Origin of the sequence: Micromonospora sp. WMMA1949, assembly GCF_027460145.1 — a bacterium.
GTDB lineage: Bacteria > Actinomycetota > Actinomycetes > Mycobacteriales > Micromonosporaceae > Micromonospora.
The window spans coordinates 2,671,894-2,693,267 of sequence record NZ_JAPZBG010000001.1 but is presented as its reverse complement, the minus strand read 5'-3'; the positions used below and the strand labels follow the sequence as shown (position 1 = coordinate 2,693,267).

At 72.2% G+C, this 21,374-nt stretch carries 18 protein-coding genes; 13 read left to right on the top strand and 5 right to left on the bottom strand.

Features of this window, described 5'->3' with window-relative positions:
* Positions 1-141: 141 nt before the first annotated feature.
* Positions 142-780: a PadR family transcriptional regulator gene (locus O7607_RS12720; protein WP_269703365.1), complete on the top strand. Its 639-nt coding sequence runs from the start codon at positions 142-144 to the stop codon at positions 778-780.
* A 23-nt stretch (positions 781-803) separates the two neighbouring features.
* Complete coding sequence (locus O7607_RS12715) at positions 804-1,883, top strand: inositol-3-phosphate synthase (RefSeq protein WP_269703364.1); 1,080 nt, start codon at positions 804-806, stop codon at positions 1,881-1,883.
* A 65-nt stretch (positions 1,884-1,948) separates the two neighbouring features.
* Here O7607_RS12715 and O7607_RS12710 read toward each other — a convergent pair whose 3' ends face one another.
* A complete protein-coding gene (locus O7607_RS12710; protein ID WP_269703362.1) occupies positions 1,949-2,428 on the bottom strand; it encodes a methylated-DNA--[protein]-cysteine S-methyltransferase in 480 nt (159 codons plus the stop codon).
* Between the two features lie 81 nt (positions 2,429-2,509).
* On the opposite strand from O7607_RS12710, the gene O7607_RS12705 reads away from it, so the two are divergent.
* The gene (locus O7607_RS12705) at positions 2,510-3,052 is read left to right on the top strand and encodes a hypothetical protein (RefSeq protein WP_269703361.1); all 543 of its coding nucleotides are present in this window, start codon (positions 2,510-2,512) and stop codon (positions 3,050-3,052) included.
* 25 nt (positions 3,053-3,077) lie between these two features.
* On the top strand, positions 3,078-4,586 hold the full coding sequence (locus O7607_RS12700) for a flotillin family protein (protein WP_269703359.1): 1,509 nt from the start codon (positions 3,078-3,080) through the stop codon (positions 4,584-4,586).
* 56 nt (positions 4,587-4,642) lie between these two features.
* Here O7607_RS12700 and O7607_RS12695 read toward each other — a convergent pair whose 3' ends face one another.
* Together O7607_RS12695 and O7607_RS12690 are read right to left on the bottom strand one after the other, a co-directional pair.
* Positions 4,643-6,679: a S8 family serine peptidase gene (locus tag O7607_RS12695; RefSeq protein ID WP_269703357.1), complete on the bottom strand. Its 2,037-nt coding sequence runs from the start codon at positions 6,677-6,679 to the stop codon at positions 4,643-4,645.
* A gap of 177 nt (positions 6,680-6,856) precedes the next feature.
* The gene (locus tag O7607_RS12690; protein WP_269703355.1) at positions 6,857-8,317 is read right to left on the bottom strand and encodes a CCA tRNA nucleotidyltransferase; all 1,461 of its coding nucleotides are present in this window, start codon (positions 8,315-8,317) and stop codon (positions 6,857-6,859) included.
* A 133-nt stretch (positions 8,318-8,450) separates the two neighbouring features.
* On the opposite strand from O7607_RS12690, the gene murJ reads away from it, so the two are divergent.
* The 7 genes from murJ to O7607_RS12655 all read left to right on the top strand — a co-directional run bounded on the left by murJ (position 8,451) and on the right by O7607_RS12655 (position 16,728).
* The gene (gene murJ / locus O7607_RS12685; protein ID WP_269703354.1) at positions 8,451-10,199 is read left to right on the top strand and encodes a murein biosynthesis integral membrane protein MurJ; all 1,749 of its coding nucleotides are present in this window, start codon (positions 8,451-8,453) and stop codon (positions 10,197-10,199) included.
* Positions 10,200-10,608: 409 nt separating this feature from the next.
* The gene (locus O7607_RS12680) at positions 10,609-12,219 is read left to right on the top strand and encodes a protein kinase family protein (RefSeq protein ID WP_269703353.1); all 1,611 of its coding nucleotides are present in this window, start codon (positions 10,609-10,611) and stop codon (positions 12,217-12,219) included.
* A gap of 43 nt (positions 12,220-12,262) precedes the next feature.
* Positions 12,263-12,967 carry an RNA polymerase sigma factor SigM gene (gene sigM / locus O7607_RS12675; protein ID WP_269703350.1) on the top strand — a complete coding sequence of 235 codons (705 nt, stop codon included), beginning with the start codon at positions 12,263-12,265 and terminating at the stop codon, positions 12,965-12,967.
* Positions 12,964-13,911 (top strand): hypothetical protein, encoded by a 948-nt coding sequence (locus O7607_RS12670; protein WP_269703349.1) that lies wholly within the window; start codon positions 12,964-12,966, stop codon positions 13,909-13,911. The genes sigM and O7607_RS12670 overlap by 4 nt, the downstream gene beginning before the upstream one ends.
* 177 nt (positions 13,912-14,088) lie before the next feature.
* A complete protein-coding gene (gene trxB / locus O7607_RS12665) occupies positions 14,089-15,042 on the top strand; it encodes a thioredoxin-disulfide reductase (RefSeq protein ID WP_030499494.1) in 954 nt (317 codons plus the stop codon).
* Between the two features lie 38 nt (positions 15,043-15,080).
* The gene (gene trxA / locus O7607_RS12660; protein WP_013289375.1) at positions 15,081-15,404 is read left to right on the top strand and encodes a thioredoxin; all 324 of its coding nucleotides are present in this window, start codon (positions 15,081-15,083) and stop codon (positions 15,402-15,404) included.
* Positions 15,405-15,567: 163 nt separating this feature from the next.
* Positions 15,568-16,728 carry an N-acetylmuramoyl-L-alanine amidase gene (locus O7607_RS12655; RefSeq protein WP_120574075.1) on the top strand — a complete coding sequence of 387 codons (1,161 nt, stop codon included), beginning with the start codon at positions 15,568-15,570 and terminating at the stop codon, positions 16,726-16,728.
* An 8-nt stretch (positions 16,729-16,736) separates the two neighbouring features.
* On the opposite strand, the gene O7607_RS12650 is transcribed toward O7607_RS12655, so the two are convergent.
* A complete protein-coding gene (locus O7607_RS12650) occupies positions 16,737-17,402 on the bottom strand; it encodes a GNAT family N-acetyltransferase (RefSeq protein WP_120572526.1) in 666 nt (221 codons plus the stop codon).
* Between the two features lie 283 nt (positions 17,403-17,685).
* On the opposite strand from O7607_RS12650, the gene O7607_RS12645 reads away from it, so the two are divergent.
* Both O7607_RS12645 and O7607_RS12640 read left to right on the top strand, forming a co-directional pair.
* Positions 17,686-18,999, top strand: coding sequence for an aminotransferase-like domain-containing protein (locus O7607_RS12645; protein WP_269703345.1), 1,314 nt, complete (start codon positions 17,686-17,688; stop codon positions 18,997-18,999).
* 7 nt (positions 19,000-19,006) lie between these two features.
* Entirely contained in the window at positions 19,007-20,002 is a 996-nt protein-coding gene (locus O7607_RS12640; protein WP_269703343.1) for a D-alanine--D-alanine ligase family protein, read from the top strand.
* Between the two features lie 2 nt (positions 20,003-20,004).
* Here O7607_RS12640 and O7607_RS12635 read toward each other — a convergent pair whose 3' ends face one another.
* Positions 20,005-20,934: a hypothetical protein gene (locus tag O7607_RS12635; RefSeq protein ID WP_269703341.1), complete on the bottom strand. Its 930-nt coding sequence runs from the start codon at positions 20,932-20,934 to the stop codon at positions 20,005-20,007.
* Positions 20,935-21,374: the final 440 nt, after the last annotated feature.

The window sequence follows — 21,374 nt, the reverse complement described above, 5'->3', positions numbered from 1 at the left end:
GACCATGGTCACGATGCGTGATGAGCGCGTCGCGTAAGCAGGGGTTTGCCCCACCCTCCCCTCTCCGCTAACGTGCGATGTATCGGTCCGATACATCGCGGTGGTTAGCACTCCGCGCAGGGGGAAAAGAAGGGATGGCCCGTGCTCGAGCTCGCCATCCTCGGCCTCCTGCAGGAGGCGCCGATGCACGGCTACGAGCTGCGCAAGGAGCTGACCGCCAAGCTCGGCGCCATCCGGGCGGCGATCAGCTACGGCTCTCTCTACCCGACCCTGCGCCGGCTGCAGGCGGCGGGATGGATCACCGAAGCCGCCGAGACGCCCGCGACCGCCGAGGAGGTTCCCGCGCTGACCAGCCGACGCGGTCGGGTGGTCTACACCATTACCGCGGAGGGCAAGGAACGCTTCGCCCAGCTCATAGCGCAGGCTGGACCCGAGACGTACGACGACACGGGCTTCGGCGTGCACTTCGCGTTCTTCGCCCGGACCGACCAGGCCACCCGGCTCCGGATCCTGGAAGGTCGTCGTCGCAAGATCGAGGAACGTCGCGAAGGTCTTCGTGACGTGCTCGGCCGGGCAGCCGAGCGACTCGACGCGTACACCCTGGAACTGCAACGCCACGGGCTCGACGCCTGTGAGCGCGAGGTCCGCTGGCTGGAGGAGCTCATCGCCAACGAGCGCTCCGGCCGGGCCCCGGCCGACCCGCGACCCGGGACGGCCGGTGGCCGAGGAGACAACGACAGCCCGCCCACGCCTGGAACGTCCAGGAAAGAGCGGCCGTGATGAAGAAGAAGGAGGCAGACGCTATGGGCTCCGTCCGCGTCGCCATCGTCGGTGTGGGTAACTGCGCCTCGTCCCTCGTACAGGGCGTGGAGTACTACCGGAACGCCGACCCGAACGACCGCGTCCCGGGTCTCATGCACGTCACCTTCGGCGACTACCACGTTTCCGACGTGAAGTTCGTCGCGGCGTTCGACGTGGACGCCAAGAAGGTGGGCATGGACCTCGCGGAGGCGATCGTCGCCAGCGAGAACAACACGATCAAGCTGTGCGACGTGCCGCCGACCGGCGTCACCGTGCAGCGCGGCCCGACCTTCGACGGTCTGGGCCAGTACTACCGCGAGATCGTCGAGGAGTCGGACGCCAAGCCGGTCGACGTGGCGCAGGCGCTGCGCGACGCCCAGGTCGACGTGGTCGTCTCCTACCTCCCGGTGGGCTCCGAGGAGGCCGACAAGTTCTACGCCCAGGCCGCGATCGACGCCGGTTGCGCGTTCGTGAACGCCCTGCCGGTCTTCATCGCCTCCGACCCGGAGTGGGCGCAGAAGTTCACCGACGCCGGCCTGCCGATCGTCGGCGACGACATCAAGAGCCAGGTCGGCGCCACCATCGTGCACCGCGCCCTGGCGAAGCTCTTCGAGGACCGCGGGGTCGAGCTGCTGCGCACGTACCAGCTCAACTTCGGCGGCAACATGGACTTCATGAACATGCTGGAGCGCAACCGCCTGGTCTCGAAGAAGATCTCGAAGACCCAGTCGGTGACCTCCCAGATCCCGCACGAGATGAGCAAGAGCGACGTGCACATCGGCCCGTCCGACCACGTGCCGTGGCTGGACGACCGCAAGTGGGCGTACATCCGCCTGGAGGGCCGCTCCTTCGGTGACACCCCGCTCAACGCGGAGCTGAAGCTCGAGGTGTGGGACTCGCCGAACTCGGCCGGTGTCATCATCGACGCCGTCCGCGCCGCGAAGATCGCGCTGGACCGGAAGATCGGTGGCCCGATCCTCTCCGCCTCCTCGTACTTCATGAAGTCCCCGCCGGAGCAGTACGCCGACCACGACGCGCACGCCGCCGTCGAGGCGTTCATCGCCGGCGAGGTCGAGCGCTGACGCGCTGACACGCACGACAAGGAAGGCCGGGTCCGCGCGGACCCGGCCTTCCTTCTTCGCGTACGTCAGGACCAGGCGCGCCGCAGCGCCACCGACGCCTCCAGCTCCAGCAGCGTCACCTTGCGCGGCAGCCCGCCGCCGAAGCCGACCAGCTTGCCGCCCGCGCCGACGATCCGGTGACATGGCACGATCACCGGCACCGGATTGCGGTTGCAGGCCACCCCGACCGCCCGGGCGCCACCCGGGTCGCCGACCGCCTTCGCCACCTCGCCGTAGGTAGTCGTCTCGCCGTAGGGGATGCGGGTCATCTCCCGCCAGACGGCGCGCTCGAACTCCGAGCCGCGGGGCGCGGACACCGGCACCGTGAACTCGGTCAGCTCACCGGCGAAGTACGCCCGCAGCTCCGCCACCGCCAGCCGGGCCACCGCGTCGCCGGGCTCGTCGGCCGCCCCGTCCACCCGGCCGAAGTGCGCGCCGCGCACCGCGTCGTCGTCGGTGCCGACGGAGAACTCCCCGATCGGTGAGTCGAGCACGGTCCAGCGCATGCCACCCATTGTCGCGCGCCCGCCGACATTTCCCCGGCCGGGCTCTCTGAGGGCGGGCTGGGCGAGCGCTGAGCGAAGTCGATGTTGCACGGCGCCGATACCGTGCAGGTCATGGCACCCGGGACGCTCATCTTCCTGATCATCGGCGGGATCGGTGTCGGCGTGCTGACCCTCGCCCTGCTCGGCTCGGGCGTGCTCCATTTCGGCCAGCCGGACGTCGACGGGCCGGTGTCGCTGGAGGCGGCCGCCGGTTTCACCGGGGCGTTCGGGTTCGGCGGCGCGATCGTCAACGAGCTGCTCGGCGGTCGTACCCCCGGAATGATCGCGGCGGCGGTGGCCGGCGGCGCGCTCGCCGCCGTGCCCACCGGCTGGCTGGCGGCCCGGCTGAGCCGCGCGGCCCGCACCATGCGCACCGACGCCACACCCACCCGCGACCACCTGGCCGGCGCGATCGGGCTGGTGGTGACGCCGATCCCCAGCGGCGGCTACGGCGAGGTGCGGGTACGCCTCGCCGGCCAGCCGGTGAAGCTCAACGCCCGCGCCGACGGGCCGATGCCGGTCGGCACCCGCATCTTCGTGGTCGAAGCCCTGAGCGAGACCAGCGTGCACGTCGAGACCTACTGACACCACCACACAGACGGGAACCCCCATGCCCCTGCTCGTCGCCATCGGCGGCGCGGTCCTCCTCGCCGTCGTCCTCGTCCTTTTCGTGTTGTCCCGGATCAAGGTGGCCGGGCCGAACCAGGCGTTCATCGTCACCGGCCGCAAGGGCCGCACCACCCAGTCCGCCGACGGAGCCCGCTCCACCGACATGTCCGGGCAGAAGGTCGTGCTCGGCGCCTCGGTGTTCGTGCTGCCGGTGGTGCAGAAGCTCCAGTCGCTCGACCTGTCCAGCCGCCGGATCGACGTCAGCATCCGCGGCGCGGTGAGCAAGCAGGGCATCCGCACCGAGCTGCACGGCGTGGCGATCGTGAAGGTCGGCGGCACCGAGGACGCGATCCGCGCCGCCGCCCAGCGTTTCCTGAACCAGCAGGAGGAGATCGACAACTTCACCCGCGAGGTGCTCGCCGGCGCGCTGCGCTCGATCGTCGGGCGGCTCACCGTCGAGGAGATCATCCGGGACCGGGCGGCGTTCGCCAGCGCGGTCGCCGAGGAGGCCGAGCACTCGATGACCAACCAGGGCCTGGTGCTGGACACGTTCCAGCTCCAGGACATCCTGGCCGAGGGTTCCTACCTCCAGGACCTGGGCCGCCCGGAGGCGGCCCGGGTGCTCAAGGACGCGGCCATCGCCGAGGCGCGGGCCCGCCAGCAGGCCGAGCAGGAGCGGCTGCTCGCCGAGGAGGCGATCGCCGAGGCGAACCGGAACCTGGCGCTCAAGCAGGCCGGCATCCAGGCCGAGATCGACGCGGCGAAGGCGAAGTCGGCCGCGGCCGGTCCGCTCGCGCAGGCCGAGCGGGACCAGGCGATCCTTTCCGAGCAGCAGAAGGTGGCCGAGCGCAACGCCGAGCTGAAGCAGCGCCAGCTCGACACCGAGGTGCGCAAGCCGGCCGACGCCGCCCGGTACAAGGTCGAGCAGGAGGCTGAGGCGAACCGTAACGCGGCGGTGCTCAACGCCGACGCGCAGCGCCAGGCCACGATCGCGGCCGCGCAGGCCTCCGCCGAGCAGGCCCGCCTCACCGGTGAGGGCGAGCGGGCCCGCCGGGCCGCGCTGGCCGAGGCGAACGCGATCGAGGGCGCCAAGGAGGGTGAGGCCGAGCAGCGTCGCCGTTCCGCGATCGCCGAGGCGGTCGAGCGGGAGGGTCAGGCCGAGGCCGCGGCCATCCTCGCCAAGGGTCAGGCCGAGGCCGACGCGATGGCCCGCAAGGCCGAGGCGTTCGCCGCGTACGGCGAGGCGGCCGTGCTGGACCTGCTGGTCAAGGTGCTGCCCGAGGTGGTCGGCGCGGCCAGCGCCCCGATCGGCGCGATCGACAAGATGACGGTGATCTCCACCGACGGCGCGTCGTCGCTGACCAAGTCGGTGGCCGGGAACGTCGCCCAGGGGCTGCAGCTCGGCAGCGACCTGACCGGCATCGACCTGGCCGGCCTGCTGGCCCGGCTGGGCAGCAGCGCGCAGAACAACGGCAAGACCACCGTGGACGGCACCACCGTCACCCCGTGACGACGACGCCCGCCGGTTCCCCTCGGGGAGCCGGCGGGCGTCGTGCGTGGTACGGGTCAGAGCACGGCGACGACGAACTTCTCGCCGGCACCCAGACCGAGGGTCGGGCTGTTCCAGTCGATGGTCCGGCCGGCGATGAGCTGGCTGGTGCCGGCGCTGCCGGCGGTGACCGCCTTCTCGTTGATGTTCGCGTACAGGTAGACCGAGCCGTCGGCGTTGTAGTCGAGGAACGACATCCCCTCCCACGCGCCGATCGAGGCGCCCCGGGCGATCAGCGGCTTCGCCCCGGCGCTCTCCGCCGTCACGAACTTGCCGTTGATCTGGGCCTTCAGGCCGAAGGTGCCGAAACCGTCGCCGACGTTCACCAGCTCGTACTTCTCCCAGGCGCCGACCGTCGCCGCGCGGGCGATCAGCGGCTTCGCCCCGGCGCTCTCCGCCGTCACGAACTTGCCGCTGGCCACCGACTTGATGCTCACGAGCGGCGCCGGTGCGTCGAAGTCGAACTTCTCGGCGGTGCCGATCGCGGTCTTGCTCGCGATCAGCGGGGAGGTGGCGCTCGGCGCGGTGACGTACCTGCCGTTGATCGCCGCCTTCAGGCTGATCGTGCCGTCGGTGTTGTCGATGATCTGGAACTTCTCCCAGGCGCCGATGGTGGCCGCGCGGGCGATCAGCGGCTTCGCGCCGGCACTCTCCGCCGTGACGAACTTGTTCGTGACCCGCGCCCGCAGGCCGAACAGCCCTCCGCCGGCGTCGACCACGTCGTACTTCTCCCAGGCGCCGATGGCGGTGCCCCGGGCGATCAGCGGCTTCGTCCCGGCACTCTCCGCGGTGACGTACCGGCCGTTGACCCGGGCCTTGAGCCCGTACGAGCCGCGCGCCGTCACGGCCGAGCCGATGTGCAGCAGCCGGTCGGTGGAGCCCATGATGTCGTGCACCGCGCCGCCGATGCCGGTGGTCACGACCGAGTCCCGCACCTGCTGCGGCGACCAGCCCGGGTGCTCCTCCAGCAGCAGTGCGGCGGCGCCCGCCACGTGCGGGGACGCCATCGACGTGCCGCTCATCGACTCGGTGCCGGCGCTGGTGCCGGCCTTGGCCGAGACGATGCCGGTGCCGGGGGCGAACAGGTCCAGGCAGCGGCCGTAGTTGGAGAACCAGGCGCGCATGTCGACCCGGTCGGTGGCGCCGACGGTGATGGCGGCGGGCACGCTCGCCGGGGAGGAGGCGCAGGCGTCCTGCATGCTGTTGCCGGCGGCGACCGCGTAGGTGATGCCGGAGGCGATCGAGCGGGTGACCGCGTCGTTCACGGCCTGGTCGACCCGGTCGACGCCGAGGCTCATGTTCGCCACGGACGGCCCGGTGGCGTTGGCGGTGACCCACTCGATGCCGGCGATCACCTGCTCGGTGTCGCCCGCGCCGTCGCAGTTGAGCACCCGGACGGCGACCAGGTCGACGCCCTTGGCGACGCCGTACGTCGTGCCGCCGATAGTGCCCGCCACGTGGGTGCCGTGCCCGTCGCAGTCCTGCGCGACGTTGTCCTGCTCGACCGCGTCGTAGCCGTTGCGGGCCCGCCCGTCGAAGTCCTGGTGGTCGATGTCGATGCCGGTGTCGATCACGTACGCGGTCACCCCGGCGCCGGTGGCCGGGTAGGTGTACTTGCCGTCGGTCCGGGTCTTGAGCTGGTCGATCCGGTCCAGGCCCCACGGCGGGGTGGTCTGGGTGCCGGCGGTGCTCCAGCGCTGGACCTGCTGGACGTACTCGACGTCCGGGTCGGCGGCGAGCCGCGCGGCCTGCCGGGCGTCCATGGTGGCCGAGTAGCCGTTCAGCGCCTTGCCGAAGACCCGGCGGACGGTGCCGCCGTGCTCGCCGGCCAGCGCGGACGCGGCGGACTTCACCTTGGCCGGAGGGGTCTTGCCCTTCTTGAGGACCACGATGTACCGGCCGGGCACCGCCTCGGCCGTGCCGGCGCCGCGGACCGACGGTCGCTTCGGGTCGGCGAGGGCCGGCCCGGCGACTGTGGCGCAGAGGATGGAGGTGGCGCTGGTGAGGGCGATCCCCACCAGCGCGGAGCGGCGCAGGCCGCCGTGACGTGTCATGAATTGACTCCCCGTGTCAAGCGACCGTCCGGAGCGGACGGGCGGATGAGATCGGACCAGCCGCATCTGTCGATTCGGCGGCTGCCGATGACTCATCATGCGGGAGACATCGACCGGAACGGGTCACCCGTTCGGTCGACACGCCGCCGTATCGTCGTCAGATCAAGGACGCCGGTCTCAGCCGGTGATGCCCTCGTCGCGCGCCCAGCGCAGCAGCTCCGCCTCGGCCTCGTCGCGGTCCAGCGGCCCGCGCTCCAGGCGCAACTCCTTGAGGTACTGCCAGGCGCGACCGACCACCGGCCCCGGCGGTACGCCGAGCAGCTCCATGATCGCGTTGCCGTCCAGGTCGGGCCGTACCCGGGCCAGGTCCTCCTCGGCGGCGATCCGGGCGATCCGCTCCTCCAGCGCGTCGTAGTCGGCCGCGAGCTGCGCGGCCTTGCGCCGGTTGCGGGTGGTGCAGTCGGACCGGGTCAGCTTGTGCAGCCGGGACAGCAGGTCACCGGCGTCGGTGACGTACCGGCGCACCGCCGAGTCGGTCCACTCGCCCCGGCCGTACCCGTAGAAGCGCAGGTGCAGCCCGACCAGCTTGACCACCTGGGAGGTGATCTCCTTGGAGTAGCGCATCGCCTTCATCCGGTTCTTGGTCAGCCGGGCGCCGACCACCTCGTGGTGGTGGAAGCTGACCCGGCCGTCCGCGCCGACCGCCTTGGTGGCCGGCTTGCCGACGTCGTGCATGAGCGCGGCCATCCGCAGCACGAAGTCGCAGCCGTCGGACTCCAGCGACATGGCGTTGCTGACCACTGTGAGCGTGTGCTCGTAGACGTCCTTGTGCTGGGCGTGCTCGTCGATGGTGAGCTTCAGGCCGGTCAGCTCGGGCAGGAAGCGCTCGGCCAGCCCGGTGTCGACGAGCAGGCGCAGCCCGGTGATCGGGTCGGCGCCGCAGAGCAGCTTGGTGAACTCGTCCCGGATCCGCTCGGCCGTGATCCGGTCCAGGTCCGTGGCCATCTCGGTCATCGCCGCGCGGACGTCCGGGTGGACGGCGAAGCGGAGCTGGGCGGCGAACCGGGCCGCGCGCAGCATCCGCAGGGGGTCGTCGCGGAACGACTCCTGCGGCGTCCCGGGGGTACGAATGATCTTGGCGGCCAGGTCGGCCAGCCCGCCGTACGGGTCGGTGAACCGGTGGTCGGGAAGGCTGACCGCCATCGCGTTGACGGTGAAGTCGCGGCGCTTGAGGTCTTCGGTCAGGCTCGTGCCGTACTGCACCACCGGGTTGCGGCTGACCTGGTCGTAGACCTCCGCGCGGAACGTGGTGATCTCCAGGTTGAGGCCGTCGCGCTGGCAGGCGATGGTGCCGAACTCGCGTCCGGTCTCCCAGATCGACTCCGCCCAGCCGCGAATGACCTTGATGGTGTCGTCCGGGTGGGCGTCGGTGCAGAAGTCGAGGTCGTTGCCGAGCCGGCCGAGCAGCGCGTCGCGGACGGATCCGCCCACCAGGTGCAGTTCGTGACCGGCCCGGGCGAAGCGCCGGCCCAGCTCGTCGGCGACCGGCGAGACTCGGAGCAGTTCGGCGACGGCGTTGCGCTGCGCGGCGGTCAGTTCGCGGCGGTCGGCGGCGTGGGAGGCGGAGGCTTCGGACATGGGATCGCCAGCCTATCGGGCCGGAGGTGGATCGACCGCGCCGGGCGCGGGTAACGGGCCCGGGTTGACTAAGGTTCCGGTTGGGCGGGGCCGGCCGGGCCCGGTTTGCCACGTACCCCTTGGAGGCTGGTAGATGAGCGGCGGGCTCTACCGCAGCGCGAACGCCCACGGCGGCGGCCTGCCGCCGGACGACGGCGCCACCTTCATCTCCGCCGAGCCGCTGAACCAGCCCGGCGTCGAGGCCGTCGCGCCGCCGCAGGAGGTGGTCGCCGAGACCAGCGCCGCGGCGAACAGCGCGGTGATGGCCATCGGCAGCCTGGTGAGCCGGGGTACGGGGTTCATCCGCAACCTGATGATCGGCGCCGCGCTCGGCACCATGGTCGGCGACGCGTTCACCACCGCGCAGTTCCTGCCCAACCAGGTCTACGAGTTCCTGCTCGGCGGCGTGCTGACGAGCGTCCTGGTGCCGGTGCTGGTCCGCCGGCGCAAGATCGACGCGGACCGGGGCGAGGCGTACGCGCAGCGCCTGCTGACCCTCGCGGTGCTGGCCCTCGCCGCCACCGCGCTGATCGCTGTGGTGCTGGCGCCGGTACTGACCGCCCTGTACGCGGCCGGCAGCGACGACCCGGCGTACACCACGCTCGTCACCCGGCTGTCGTACCTGATGCTGCCGATGCTGTTCTTCACCGGCATCAGCGCGCTGATCGCCGCGGTGCTGAACACCCGAGGGCACTTCGCCGCCCCCATGTGGGCGCCGATCCTCAACAACATCGTGTCCATCTGCACGTTCGGCCTGTACATCGTCGTCTACAGCGCGAAGGCGCTGCCGCCCGGCGAGGTGGGCTGGGACCGGATCCTGCTGGTCGGCGGCGGCACCCTGCTGGGCGTGGCGGTGCAGGCGATCGGCCTGCTGCCCGCGCTGCGCAAGGTCGGCTTCCGGTGGAAGGCACGGTTCGACTTCCGCGAGCTGGGGCTGCGCGAGCTGGCCCGGCTCGGCGCCTGGATGTTCTGCTACGTCGCGGTCAACCAGCTCGGCCTCTTCGTGGTGGTCAACCTGCTCAACCGGGCCACCGGCGGGGACGGCGAGAACGCCGGCCTGCTGATCTACAACAACGTCTTCCTGCTGCTGATGATGGCGCACGGCATCATCGCCGTCTCGATCATCACCGCGCTGATGCCGCGGATGAGCGCGGCCGCGGCCGAGAACCGCTTCCACGACGTCACCGCCGACCTGTCCCGGGGCACCCGGATGGTCACCGCGGTGCTCGCGCCCATCGCGGTCTGCTACGCGGTGCTGGCCGCCCCGATCTCGGTGGTGGTGTTCCGGTACGGCGCGTTCACCGGCGACAACGCGGTGGCCACCTCGACGGTGCTGCTGGTGGCGGCGATCGGCCTGGTGCCGTTCGCGGTCAGCCAGCTGTTCACCTTCGCGTTCTACGCGCTGCCGGACACCCGTACCCCGGCTCTGATCAACATTCCGGTGGTGGCGCTGCGCGTCCTGCTCCAGGTGGGCCTGTTCCTGATCTTCTCGAACACGTTCGCGGCGGCCGGGATGATGCTCGGCAACGCCGTGTCGTACCTGGCGGCGGCGATCATCTCGGCGATGCTGCTGCGGCCCCGGGTGGGCCGGATCGGGCTCGGCGGGATCATGCGGACGCTCGGCCGGGTGGTCGTGGCGGCGCTCGGCGCCGCGCTGGTCGGCCTGCTCGTGGTAGCGGTGCTCCCCGGTGACCCGGCGGACCTGAGCTGGCTCGCCGCCGCGGTCCAGTTGGTGATCGGCGGAGCGGCGATCGGCGCGACCTACCTCGGGCTCGCGATGGTGCTGCGGATCGGCGAGATCACCGAGGTGGTCGGGATGGTCCGGCGGCGCCTCGGGCGTTGACCGCCTCGGTGACCGACGGTGAACGAGGATCACCAGGCTGGGGATACGGCTGTGGATAACTTGGAATTTCCCCGTCCACTGGGCCTCTCGGCCTGTGGACAACCAACCGTACGGACGAGGGAGCGCAGGCCGGGGCGGGGAAAACCTCCCCGCCGCCGCGCCGGTACGCCCCTGTGCCGCCTCCTTGCCGTCAACCTCTAGATTGGCGGTGCGTGTCCGGCTCGCCCGCCGGGTGGGCGGGTGACCCGGCCGGGGCCCGCGGCGACTGGCCTTCCGGCCGGTCACAGCGGGAAGATGACATGTCGGAGAACCGGGCATCCCGGGTAAGGTCGCTCTCGACGGGTACGACCGGGATCGACGCGGGTGTCGACACCGCGGCCGTTCCACCGAAGGCAGAGCGGGAAGCCACATGCCCAGCAGCACGGGTCCATCGATCGACGCGATCACCGAGGGAGGACGGGTGACCCAGGTCGGCGAGGGTCAGGAAGCGGAGGAGACCTCTCCTGCGGTCGTGACCTTCGGTGCTCCCACGGTCGGTGAGCTGCTCGCCGAGCGGTACGAACTGGTCGAGCACATCAACAACGACAGCGCGGGCCGGCTGGTCTGGCGCGGTGTCGACGTGGTGCTCCGCCGTCCCGTCGCCGTGGTCCTCCGCTACCCGGGTGGCGACTCCGCCACCGAGATGCTCCAGGCCGCGGTCGCCGCGAGCCGCGTCATCCACCCCAACCTGGTCGGCGTCTACGACGCGATCGACGAGGACGACCGCGCCTACGTGGTCCGCGAGTGGGTCGACGGGCAGTCGCTGCGCGAGATGGTGGCCGCCGACGGGCCGCTGGACCCGGCCCGGGCCACCGCGATCGGCAACGCCGTCGCCAGTGCCCTCGCCGCCGTGCACGCCACCGGCATGGTGCACGGCAACCTCCACCCCGGCACCGTCATGATCAGCGACGACGGCCGGGTGGTGCTCGCCGACGCGCGTACCGACGGGGCGGACAGCCAGGAGAACGACCTGCGGGCGGTCGGCGGGGTGCTCTACTTCGCCCTCACCGGGCACTGGCCGCACGGCGAGGCTCCGCTGCACGGCGCCACCGCCGGGCACGGCCGCGCCGCCCTGCCGGACGCCGTACGGGACGCCGGCGGTGCCATCGCCGCGCCCCGGCAGATGCGCGCCGGTGTGCCGGCCTACCTCGACGACCTCACCATGGATCTGCTCGACTCGGAGATCCCCCCGCCGTCGTCGGACGTGCTGGCCGCCGAGTTGAGCCGGCTCGACATCCCGGCGGACGAGCAGTTCCTGGAGCAGGCCGGCCCGCTGCGCTTCGCCGCCGACCCCGGCGAGGAGCCCTCCCCGCTGGCCGCGGCCGGCGGCCGCAAGGTCGCCATCGGCATCGCCGGCCTGCTGGCGGTGGCCCTGGTCGGGCTGCTCATCGGCATCAACGCGCTCGGTGGTGGCGACGACGGCGACAAGGAGCCGGTCGCCCAGCCGTCGAACAGCGCGCCGGCGACCGGGGGCGGGACCGAACCCGCCGCGCAGGTCCGCAAGCTCACCATCGAGGCCGTACGGATCATCGACCCGGACGGCGACCGCGCCGAGGTGCGCAACGCCGAGAAGGTCATCGACGGGGACGACGACGAGGGCTGGGAGACCAACACCTACCGGACGAACGCCAAGTTCGGCGGCATCAAGAAGGGCATGGGCGTCTGGATCGACCTGGGCGCCCCGCACTCGGTCAAGCAGTTGGAGGCCACGCTCTCGGCCACCGGCGCCACCGTCGAGTTGCGCGCCGGCACCCGCGGCGACTTCCCGTCCACGTCCTCCGGTGACAAGCAGCTCGTCAACGCCTACTCGACGATGATCGGGCCGGCGAACGAGGACGGCGGCACAAAGATGATCTTCAACGCCTTCGAGCCGGACCAGAAGTACCAGTACCTGCTGTTCTGGATCACCAAGCTGCCGGTGAAGGACAACGGCAACACCTGGAAGCTCGGCGTCCAGGAGATCGTGGTCCAGGGCTCGTGACCCGGCCGCCGTCCCCGCCGCGCCACCGCCGCCGGATGTGGTGATGGCGGACCGCGACGGCACGCGTCCCGGCCGCTCCGACCTGGAGCTGCTGCGGGCGCACGCGGCCGGCGACCGGGATGCCTTCACCGAGCTGTTCCAGCGGCACCGGGACCGCCTCTGGGCGGTCGCGCTGCGGACGATCGGCGACCGTGAGGAGGCCGCCGACGCCCTCCAGGACGCCATGCTGTCGGCGCACCGCGCGGCGGCCCGATTCCGGGGCGACTCGGCGGTCACCACCTGGCTGCACCGCATCGTGGTGAACGCCTGCCTGGACCGGATCCGGCGGCGGCAGACCCACGCCACCGTCCCGCTGCCCGACGGGGTGCACACCGACGGCGAACCGGGCCGGCACACCGGCGGTCCGGAACCGGCCGCGCCCGCGCGCGACCACGACACCGCGCTCGTGGTCCGGCAGGCGCTCGAGGCACTGCCCGCCGAACAGCGGGCCGCGCTGGTCCTGGTCGACGTGCAGGGCTATCCGGTGGCCGAGGTCGCCGCCATGCTCGGCGTCGCCGAGGGAACAGTCAAGAGCCGGTGCGCCCGTGGGCGGGCCCGCCTCGCCGTGCTTCTCGGGCACCTGCGGACCGGCACCGACGCCCCGGCCGGCGACGTGCCGCGGCTCACCTCCGGGAACCGTAGGCGCCCCGAGGGCGTCGGATCCTCGTCGGGATCGTCCCGTCAGGCCGTCAGCCAGGAGGAGCCGTGACTTCCCGGGAGTTCAGCGAGGTCGACCACGACCTGCTCGCCGACTACCTCGGCGGGGCGCTGGACGGCACCCCCGAGCAGGCCACCGTGGCGCGGCTGGTCGAGCAGGACCCGGCGTGGCGTGCCGCGTACGAGGATCTCGCCGACGCGGTCGGCCTGGTCGGCGCGGATCTGGCCGCCTGGGCCGCGGACCCCGCGCCGGAGATGCCGCAGGCGGTGGCCGACCGGATCACCGCGGCGCTCGCCGGGGCCGGTCCCGCGCTGCGCGACGGTACGCCGGTCGTACCGGCGCAGCCCGGCGGCGCGAGCCGGCCACCCGGTACTGCCCCCCGTCCCGACCGGCACAGCGGACCCGGTCGCCGCCCTCGGCGCTGGGCCCGCATCGCCGGGCCGGTGGCGCTGGCCGCGGCCTCGGTCGCCGCGGTGGGGCTCGGCGTGGGCCGGATGGCCGACTCGGGCGACGGCGGCGTCAGCACCGCCGACCGGGCGGGCGGGGAGGCGGCACCGATGGCCGCCGCGCCGTACCGGACCACCGGACCGGCAGTGCGCAGCGGTACCGACTGGACGCCGGAGCGCCTCGCCGCGGGCGGGGCACTCGCCGGGACGAAGTCGAGCACGGGCGACATGCCCGGGCCGTCCGGCGCGGCGAAGGACGGCGCGGAGACGCCCCTGTCCATGGACAGTCAGCGCCTCGGCGCCGCCGGCGGACTGGACCGGCTGGCCCGGCCGGAGACGCTCGCCGCGTGCCTGACCGCGATCGGCGCCGAACACGGCGCCGGGCCGCTCACCGTGACCATGGTCGACTACGCCCGCTACCAGGGCACTCCGGCGCTCGTGGTGACGTTCGCGGACGCGACCGGCGCCCGCTGGGGCTGGGTGAGCGGGCCGGAGTGCGGGGTACCCGGGTCCGGCGCGGACACGCGGTTCCGGACGCGGGTAGGGTGAAAACGCGGTCACGACGCTTGTCCCGTCACGTGACCTGACCCACCGGATGACCGGCTCGGGAATCCCCGCTTCGTACGATGACGTTCTGCAAGTCAGGCGCCGGCGCCCCCAGAGCCGTCGGCACTCGGGATCGACATCGGTGCGGCCGGTGACGAACACACACATCGGGAGACGGCAGTGGACGAGGTCCGCAACCTGATCATCATCGGCTCCGGTCCGGCCGGCTACACGGCGGCGGTCTACGCGGCCCGCGCCAACCTGAAGCCCTTGGTGATCGAGGGCGTGCAGTCGGGTGGCGCGCTGATGACCACCACCGAGGTGGAGAACTTCCCCGGCTTCGCCGACGGCATCCTCGGCCCCGAGCTGATGGACAACATGCGCAAGCAGGCCGAGCGTTTCGGCGCCGAGTTCCTCACCGACGACGTGACGCGGGTCGAGCTGAAGGACACCGGCGAGATCGGGTCCGACGCGGTGAGCACCGTGTGGGTGGGCGAGACCGCGTACCGCGCCCGCGCCGTCATCCTCTCCACCGGCTCGGCCTGGCGTCCGCTGGGAGTGCCGGGCGAGCAGGAATACCTGGGCCACGGCGTGTCGTCCTGCGCCACCTGTGACGGCTTCTTCTTCCGCAACCAGCACATCGTGGTGGTCGGCGGCGGCGACTCGGCGATGGAGGAGGCGAGCTTCCTCACCCGCTTCGCCGAGTCGGTGACGATCATCCACCGCCGCGACTCGTTCCGCGCCAGCAAGATCATGGCGGACCGGGCGCTGGGCAACGAGAAGATCAAGGTCGAGTGGAACTCCGTGGTCGAGGAGATCCTCGGCGACGACGGCAAGGTCAACGGCGTACGGGTGCGCAACGTGCACACCGGCGAGAGCAAGGTGCTCGACGTCACGGGCGTGTTCGTGGCGATCGGGCACGACCCGCGCAGCGAGCTGTTCCGCGGCCAGGTGGAGCTGGACGACGAGGGGTACGTGAAGGTGGAGGCCCCCAGCACCCGTACCAGCGTGCCCGGTGTGTTCGCGGCGGGTGACGTCGTCGACCACACCTACCGGCAGGCCATCACGGCGGCCGGCACCGGCTGCGCCGCCGCGCTGGACGCCGAGCGGTTCATCGCCACCATCCAGGGCTGAGAGTTCCACGAGCAAGGTTCGGAGGAGGAGAGTTCATAGTGGGAGCAACCAAGGCGGTCACGGACGCCAGCTTCGTCAGTGACGTGCTGCAGTCCGACAAGCCGGTGCTGGTCGACTTCTGGGCGGAGTGGTGCGGCCCCTGCCGCAAGGTCTCGCCGCTGCTGGAGGAGATCGCCGGCGAGATGAAGGACCAGGTCACCATCGTCAAGCTCAACATCGACGAGAACCCGGAGACGGCCCGCGCCTACCGGGTGATGTCGGTGCCGACGCTGACCATCTTCAAGAACGGCCAGCCGGTGCAGTCGATCGCCGGCGCCAAGCCGAAGGGCGAGCTGGTCAAGCTCATCGAGTCGGCGCTCTGAGCCGTACCGACACCGCCGCAACCCCCGTCACCACAACCGGTGGCGGGGGTTGCGGCTTGCCTGACCTGCATGAACACGAACCCGTTGGGTATCGGCCACGGTACGCTCCGTAAGCATTCCGTCGGAGTTCCGGTCCGCCAACGTCCGTGCAGAGGGGGTCGTCGTGCGTCCGATCCGACCCGGTGACCAGGGACCGGCGGTGGCCGAGATCCGTACCGTCCTCGCCGGCCTGGAACTTCTCCCCGCCGAGGCCGGAGGCGACGACTACGACGCCCAGACCGAACGCGCGGTACGGGCCTTCCAGCAGTCCCGCGGCCTCAGCGTCGACGGGCGGGTCGGTGCCGAGACCTGGCGGGCGCTCGACGCGGCCCGCTGGCGGTTCGGCGCCCGCGCGCTCTACCACGCCGTACCCGAGCCGCTGACCGGCGAGGACGTCCGCTCTCTCCAGGAACGCCTGCTGGAGATGGGGTACGACGTGGGCCGCGCCGACGCCATCTATGGCATCCGCACCTCCCGCGCGGTGGCGCAGTTCCAGCGGGAGATGGGCCTCAAACCGGACGGCTCGTGCGGGCCGCACACCGTCAACGCGTTGCGCCGCCTCGGCCGCAAGGTGGTCGGTGGCCGCCCGCAGTGGCTGCGCGAGTCCGACGCCATCCGGCAGGCCGGTCCCACGCTCGTCGGCCGGACCGTGGTGATCGACCCGGGGCACGGAGGCACCGACCCGGGAGTGGTGGTGCCCGACGGCACGCTGCGCTGGAGCGAGGCGGACCTCGTGCACGACCTCGCCAGCCGGTTGGAGGGGCGGCTCGCCGCCGCCGGCGTACGGGTACAGCTCACCCGGGGTCCGTCGCCGGGCGACTGCCTGCCGGACGCGGACCGGGCCCAGCTCGCCAACTCCCTCGGCGCCGACGTGTTCATCTCGCTGCACACCGACGGGCACGCCAACCCGGAGGCCGAGGGGGTCGCCACGTACCACTACGGCACCGACAACGGCGTCACGTCCGCGACCGGCGAGCGTCTGGCCGGGCTGGTGCAGCGGGAGATCGTGGCCCGCACCGGGCTGCGTGACTGCCGTACCCACGCCAAGGCGTGGGAGTTGCTCCGGCTCACCCGGATGCCCGCGGTACGCGTCGAGGTCGGCTACCTCACCTCGCCGGACGACCGGGCGCGTCTCGTCGACCCGCGTTTCCGGGACCGGGTGGTCGAGGCCATCGTGGCCGGGGTGCAGCGGATGTACCTGCCGATCGAGCGGGACGTGCCGACCGGGTCGATCGACGTGAGCGAACTGCGGGCGATCGTCGCCGCCGGCACCGTGGTCGACTGAGCCGCGGCTCAGCTCGTTGAGCGGGTGGCGGGCGCCGGGCGGACCGGCCGCAGCAGCGTCTCCGGGCTCATCGAGCCGAGCAGCTTCTCCAGCGCGTACTCGACGTCCGACTTCCAGCTCAGCGCCGTCCGCAACTCCAGGCGCAGGCGCGGGTAGCGCGGGTGCGGCCGGACCGTCTTGAAGCCCACCGAGAGGAAGAAGTCCGCGGGTGCCACGCAGGCGCGGGCCGGGTCGTCCGCGTCGTCGCCGAACTTCGCGTCGCCGAACGCCTCGATCGCCTTGATGCCGCGCTTGGTCAGGTCGCGGGCCACGCCCTGCACCAGCATCCGGCCCAGCCCGCCGTCGGCGAAGGCGGGCACCACGTGCGCGGTCATCAGCAGCGCCGCGTCCGCCGAGACCGGCGAGGTGGGAAACGCCATCGAGCGCGGGACGTACGCCGGCGGGGCGTACATGACGAAACCGGCCGGCATGCCGTCGACGTAGACGAGCTTGCCGCAGGAACCCCACTCCAGCAGCGTCTGGGAGACCCACGCCTCCTTCTCCAGGCCCGGGTCACCTGCCGCGCAGGCCCGCTCGGCGGAGACCGGATCCAGCTCCCAGTAGACGCACTGCCGGCAGGATCGAGGCAGGTCCTCCAGCGTGTCCAGGGTCAGGCTGACCAGACGTCGCGACATGAGCGCACCCCACCAATAGGCTCGGAGCGCCGGTTCCTCCCGCGCCCTCCTGCTCCCGACGAGCGATCGTACGCCCCTGTCCGGCGGTACGGGAGGGAACGCGCGAACCCCCGCCCGGACGGCCGAGTGGCGGGTCCGGGATGTGGACGTGTCCACACGGCCGGTGCCGCTACCGTCACCGGGGACTACGATCGACCAACCGGCCCCCGCCGCCAATGGATGTCGGCATCGCGGGTACCACACCGGGCGGCAGCCCCGCCGACACCCGATCGAGGTGATGTCCATGACCGGCACGACGCTCGACGACTACACCGACCGGTACGCCCGGCGCGTCCGCGGGATGACCGCCTCGGAGATCCGGGCACTCTTCGCGGTGGCCAGCCGGCCGGAGGTCGTCTCGCTCGCCGGTGGGGCACCGTACATCGCGGCGCTGCCGCTGGACGCGGTCGGCGAGATGCTCGGCCGGCTCGGCTCCGAGCACGGCGCCACCACCCTGCAGTACGGCATCGGCCAGGGCACCCCGGAGCTGCGCGAGCGGATCTGCGAGGTGATGTCCCTGTCCGGGATCGACGCCTCCTGCGGCGCCTCCCCGGAGGACGTCGTGGTGACGGTCGGCGGCCAGCAGGCCCTCGACCTGGTGGCCCGTCTCTTCCTGGACCCGGGTGACGTGGTGCTCGCCGAAGGCCCGACGTACGTCGGCGCGCTCGGGGTGTTCCAGGCCGCCCAGGCCCAGGTGGCCCACGTGCCGATGGACGACGAAGGGCTCATCCCGGAGGCGCTGGAGGTGGCCATCGCCGACCTGGCCCGGGCCGGCCGCCGGGTGAAGTTCCTCTACACCATCCCCACCTACCAGAACCCGGCCGGCGTGACGCTGAGCGAGGAACGGCGCGAACGGGTGCTCGACATCTGCGAGCGCGCCGGGCTGCTGGTGGTGGAGGACGACCCGTACGGTCAGCTCGGTTTTGAGGGTGAGGCGCCCCGGCCGCTGCGGGCCCGGCGGCGCGACGGGGTCTTCTACCTGAGCACGTTCTCCAAGACGTTCGCGCCGGGCCTGCGGGTGGGCTGGATCCTGGCCCCGCACGCGGTCCGCGACAAGCTGGTCATCGCCAGCGAGGCGCAGATCCTCTGCCCGAGCGCCTACGCGCAGTCGGCCGTCTCGACGTACCTCGGCACCATGCCGTGGCGGCAGCAGCTCAAGGTCTACCGCGAGGTCTACCGCGAGCGCCGGGACGCGCTGCTCGACGCGATGGCCGACCTGATGCCCGAGGGCACCACCTGGACCAGGCCGCAGGGCGGGCTGTTCGTCTGGGCGACGCTGCCCGACGGGCTCGACTCCAAGGCGATGATGCCGCGGGCCGTGGCCGCCCGGGTCGCGTACGTGCCGGGGACCGGCTTCTACGCCGACGGCACCGGCGCCGGGAACATGCGGCTGAACTTCTCCTTCCCCACGCCGGAACGGATCCGCGAGGGTGTCCGCCGGCTGGCCGGGGTGATGGAGCAGGAGATCGCCATGCGCAAGGTCTTCGGCGCGGTCGGCGGTGCCGGACCCCGCCGTCGCCAGGGCGGCTCGGACGCGCCCGGCCCCGACTTGGCATGATGCCCGCATGTCCGACAGCCCTGCCGCACCGCCTCCCGTGACCGGATCCGCCGCCGACGACGAGCTGCACGTGCTCGTACTCGCGGGCGGCCTCTCCTACGAACGGGACGTCTCCTTGCGGTCGGGCCGCCGGGTGCTCGACGCGCTGCGCGCGGTGGGCGTCGAGGCGGAACTGCGCGACGCGGACGTGGCGCTGCTGCCCGCCCTGACCGCCGACCCGCCGGACGCGGTGGTGATCGCCCTGCACGGCGCCACCGGCGAGGACGGCTCGCTGCGCGGCGTCCTCGACCTCTGGGACGTGCCCTACGTCGGCTGCGACGCCCGGTCGTCCCGCCTCGCCTGGGACAAGCCGTCCGCGAAGGCGGTGCTGCGTGAGGCGGGCATCCCGACGCCCGACTGGGTGGCGCTGCCGCACGACCGCTTCTCCGAGCTGGGCGCCGTGGCCGTCCTGGACCGGATCGTCGAGCGCCTCGGGCTGCCGCTGATGGTCAAGCCCGCGCAGGGCGGTTCCGGACTGGGCGCCGCCGTGGTCCGGGAGGCGGCGTCGCTGCCGGCCGCGATGGTGGGTTGTTTCGCGTACGACCAGACCGCGCTCGTGGAGCGCTACGTCCCCGGGATGGACGTGGCGGTCTCCGTGCTCGACCTCGGCAAGGGCCCGCAGGCCCTGCCCCCGGTCGAGATCGTGCCGCGCAACGGCGTCTACGACTACGCGGCCCGCTACACCGCCGGGCGCACCACCTGGCACGCGCCCGCCCGGCTCGACGCCGCGACCACCGCCCGGGTGACCGAGGTGGCGCTCGCCGCGCACACCGCGCTCGGGCTGCGCGACGTGTCCCGGGTCGACCTGATCGTCGACGCCGGGGGCGACCCGCACGTGCTGGAGGTCAACGTCTCACCGGGCATGACCGAGACGTCGCTCCTGCCGCTGGCGATCCAGGCCGCCGGGCTGGACTTCGGCCGGGTCCTCGGCACGCTCGTGACCCGGGCCGCCGCCCGCCGCTGACCTCAGCTCTCCGGGGTACGCGCCGCGCCCGGGACGTTCTCCCGCTCGCCCTGGTCCTCGCCGGCCGTCGCGTCCGCCGGGCTGTCGTCCGGCCCGCCGTTCGGCGTGCCGCCCTGGGCACTGATCGCCGCGTCGCTCGGCGCGCTGTCCTGTGCGTCGGCCTGGCCGCTCTGCGGCAGCTCGCCGGCCTCCGGCGCCGGGTCGGGCTCCGACGGGCCCGCAGAGGGGTCTGAGAGGTCCGCTGCCGCGTCGGACTCCGGGATCTCGTCCGCAGCCTCGATCACCGATACGGATTCCTCCTCGGGCTCCTCAGCGGCGATCTCGGGCGAGGGCGACGAGAGACTCGACGGCGCCTGCCACTGGATGCGCGGCGGCTCGGCCAGCGGGCGGCCACCGAACTCGGCGAGCCACGCGGCCACCATGGCCAGGTTCTCCCGCCACTGCTCCTCGGAGATCGGGGGCAGGATCGAGTCCCACAGCGACAGGAATGTGCCCCGCAGTTGCAGCCGCCCATACGGCCGGGCCAGGAACCACAGGTGCAGGTGCGCCGACCCGTCGCCCCACCGGTTCACGTGGACGCGGGCCACCCCGTCGAGCGAGCGGACGGCCCGCTCCAGGCGAACGGTCATCACGCCCAGCTCGGCGGCGAGCAGGTTCGGCAGGTCGCCCAGATCCAGGTGGGAGCGGGACTCCAGGATCAGGACCATCGGCAGGCCGGTGGGCCGGTCCATGGCGCGGACGCGCCACCGCTCACCGACCCAGATGTACGCCTCGTCGGGCGCGTTGCAGGCGGTGCACTCCCGGTCCGCCTCGCCACGGCGGGGAGGTTCGAACGGTACGGGGTCGTCGAGCTGCTTGACACGAAGATCGCCCTCGAAGGGGAAGGACGGCCACTGGGTGAAGTCTGGAACTGAGGGAGGGGTGTCCGGCACGACGCTGACCCTAACCGAGTTGGCGACGCCTGTCCCTACCTGTTCCATGTGCCGCGCACAGGTTGTCCACCGCGTTGTCCACAGGCTGCCGAGATCACCAGCACAGCGCGTCATGCACTGCTCAGCAAGGGTTTCCGCGCTTTGTTTCACGTGAAACGAGGAGCGCCTGTGGACAACCGCTGTGGATAACCTCGGGTGGCTCGGTGCCCGTTCTCTCAACGATCCGGCGGCCGATCCGCACCGGGTGTCGGCGGCTCCTCTGGTGCCTGTTTCACGTGAAACGGGGGTACGGACCGAGGGGCACCTCCCGGCCCGGTGCGGGCCGCCTCGTCCCGGACGGCGATCCGGCGGGTCCGGGCGTCGCCGACTGATCGACCCGCGTTCCTCGGAGCCTGTCCCGCACTGCTCCGAGCCCGGGTGACCGGCGTCGGTCGGTCAGG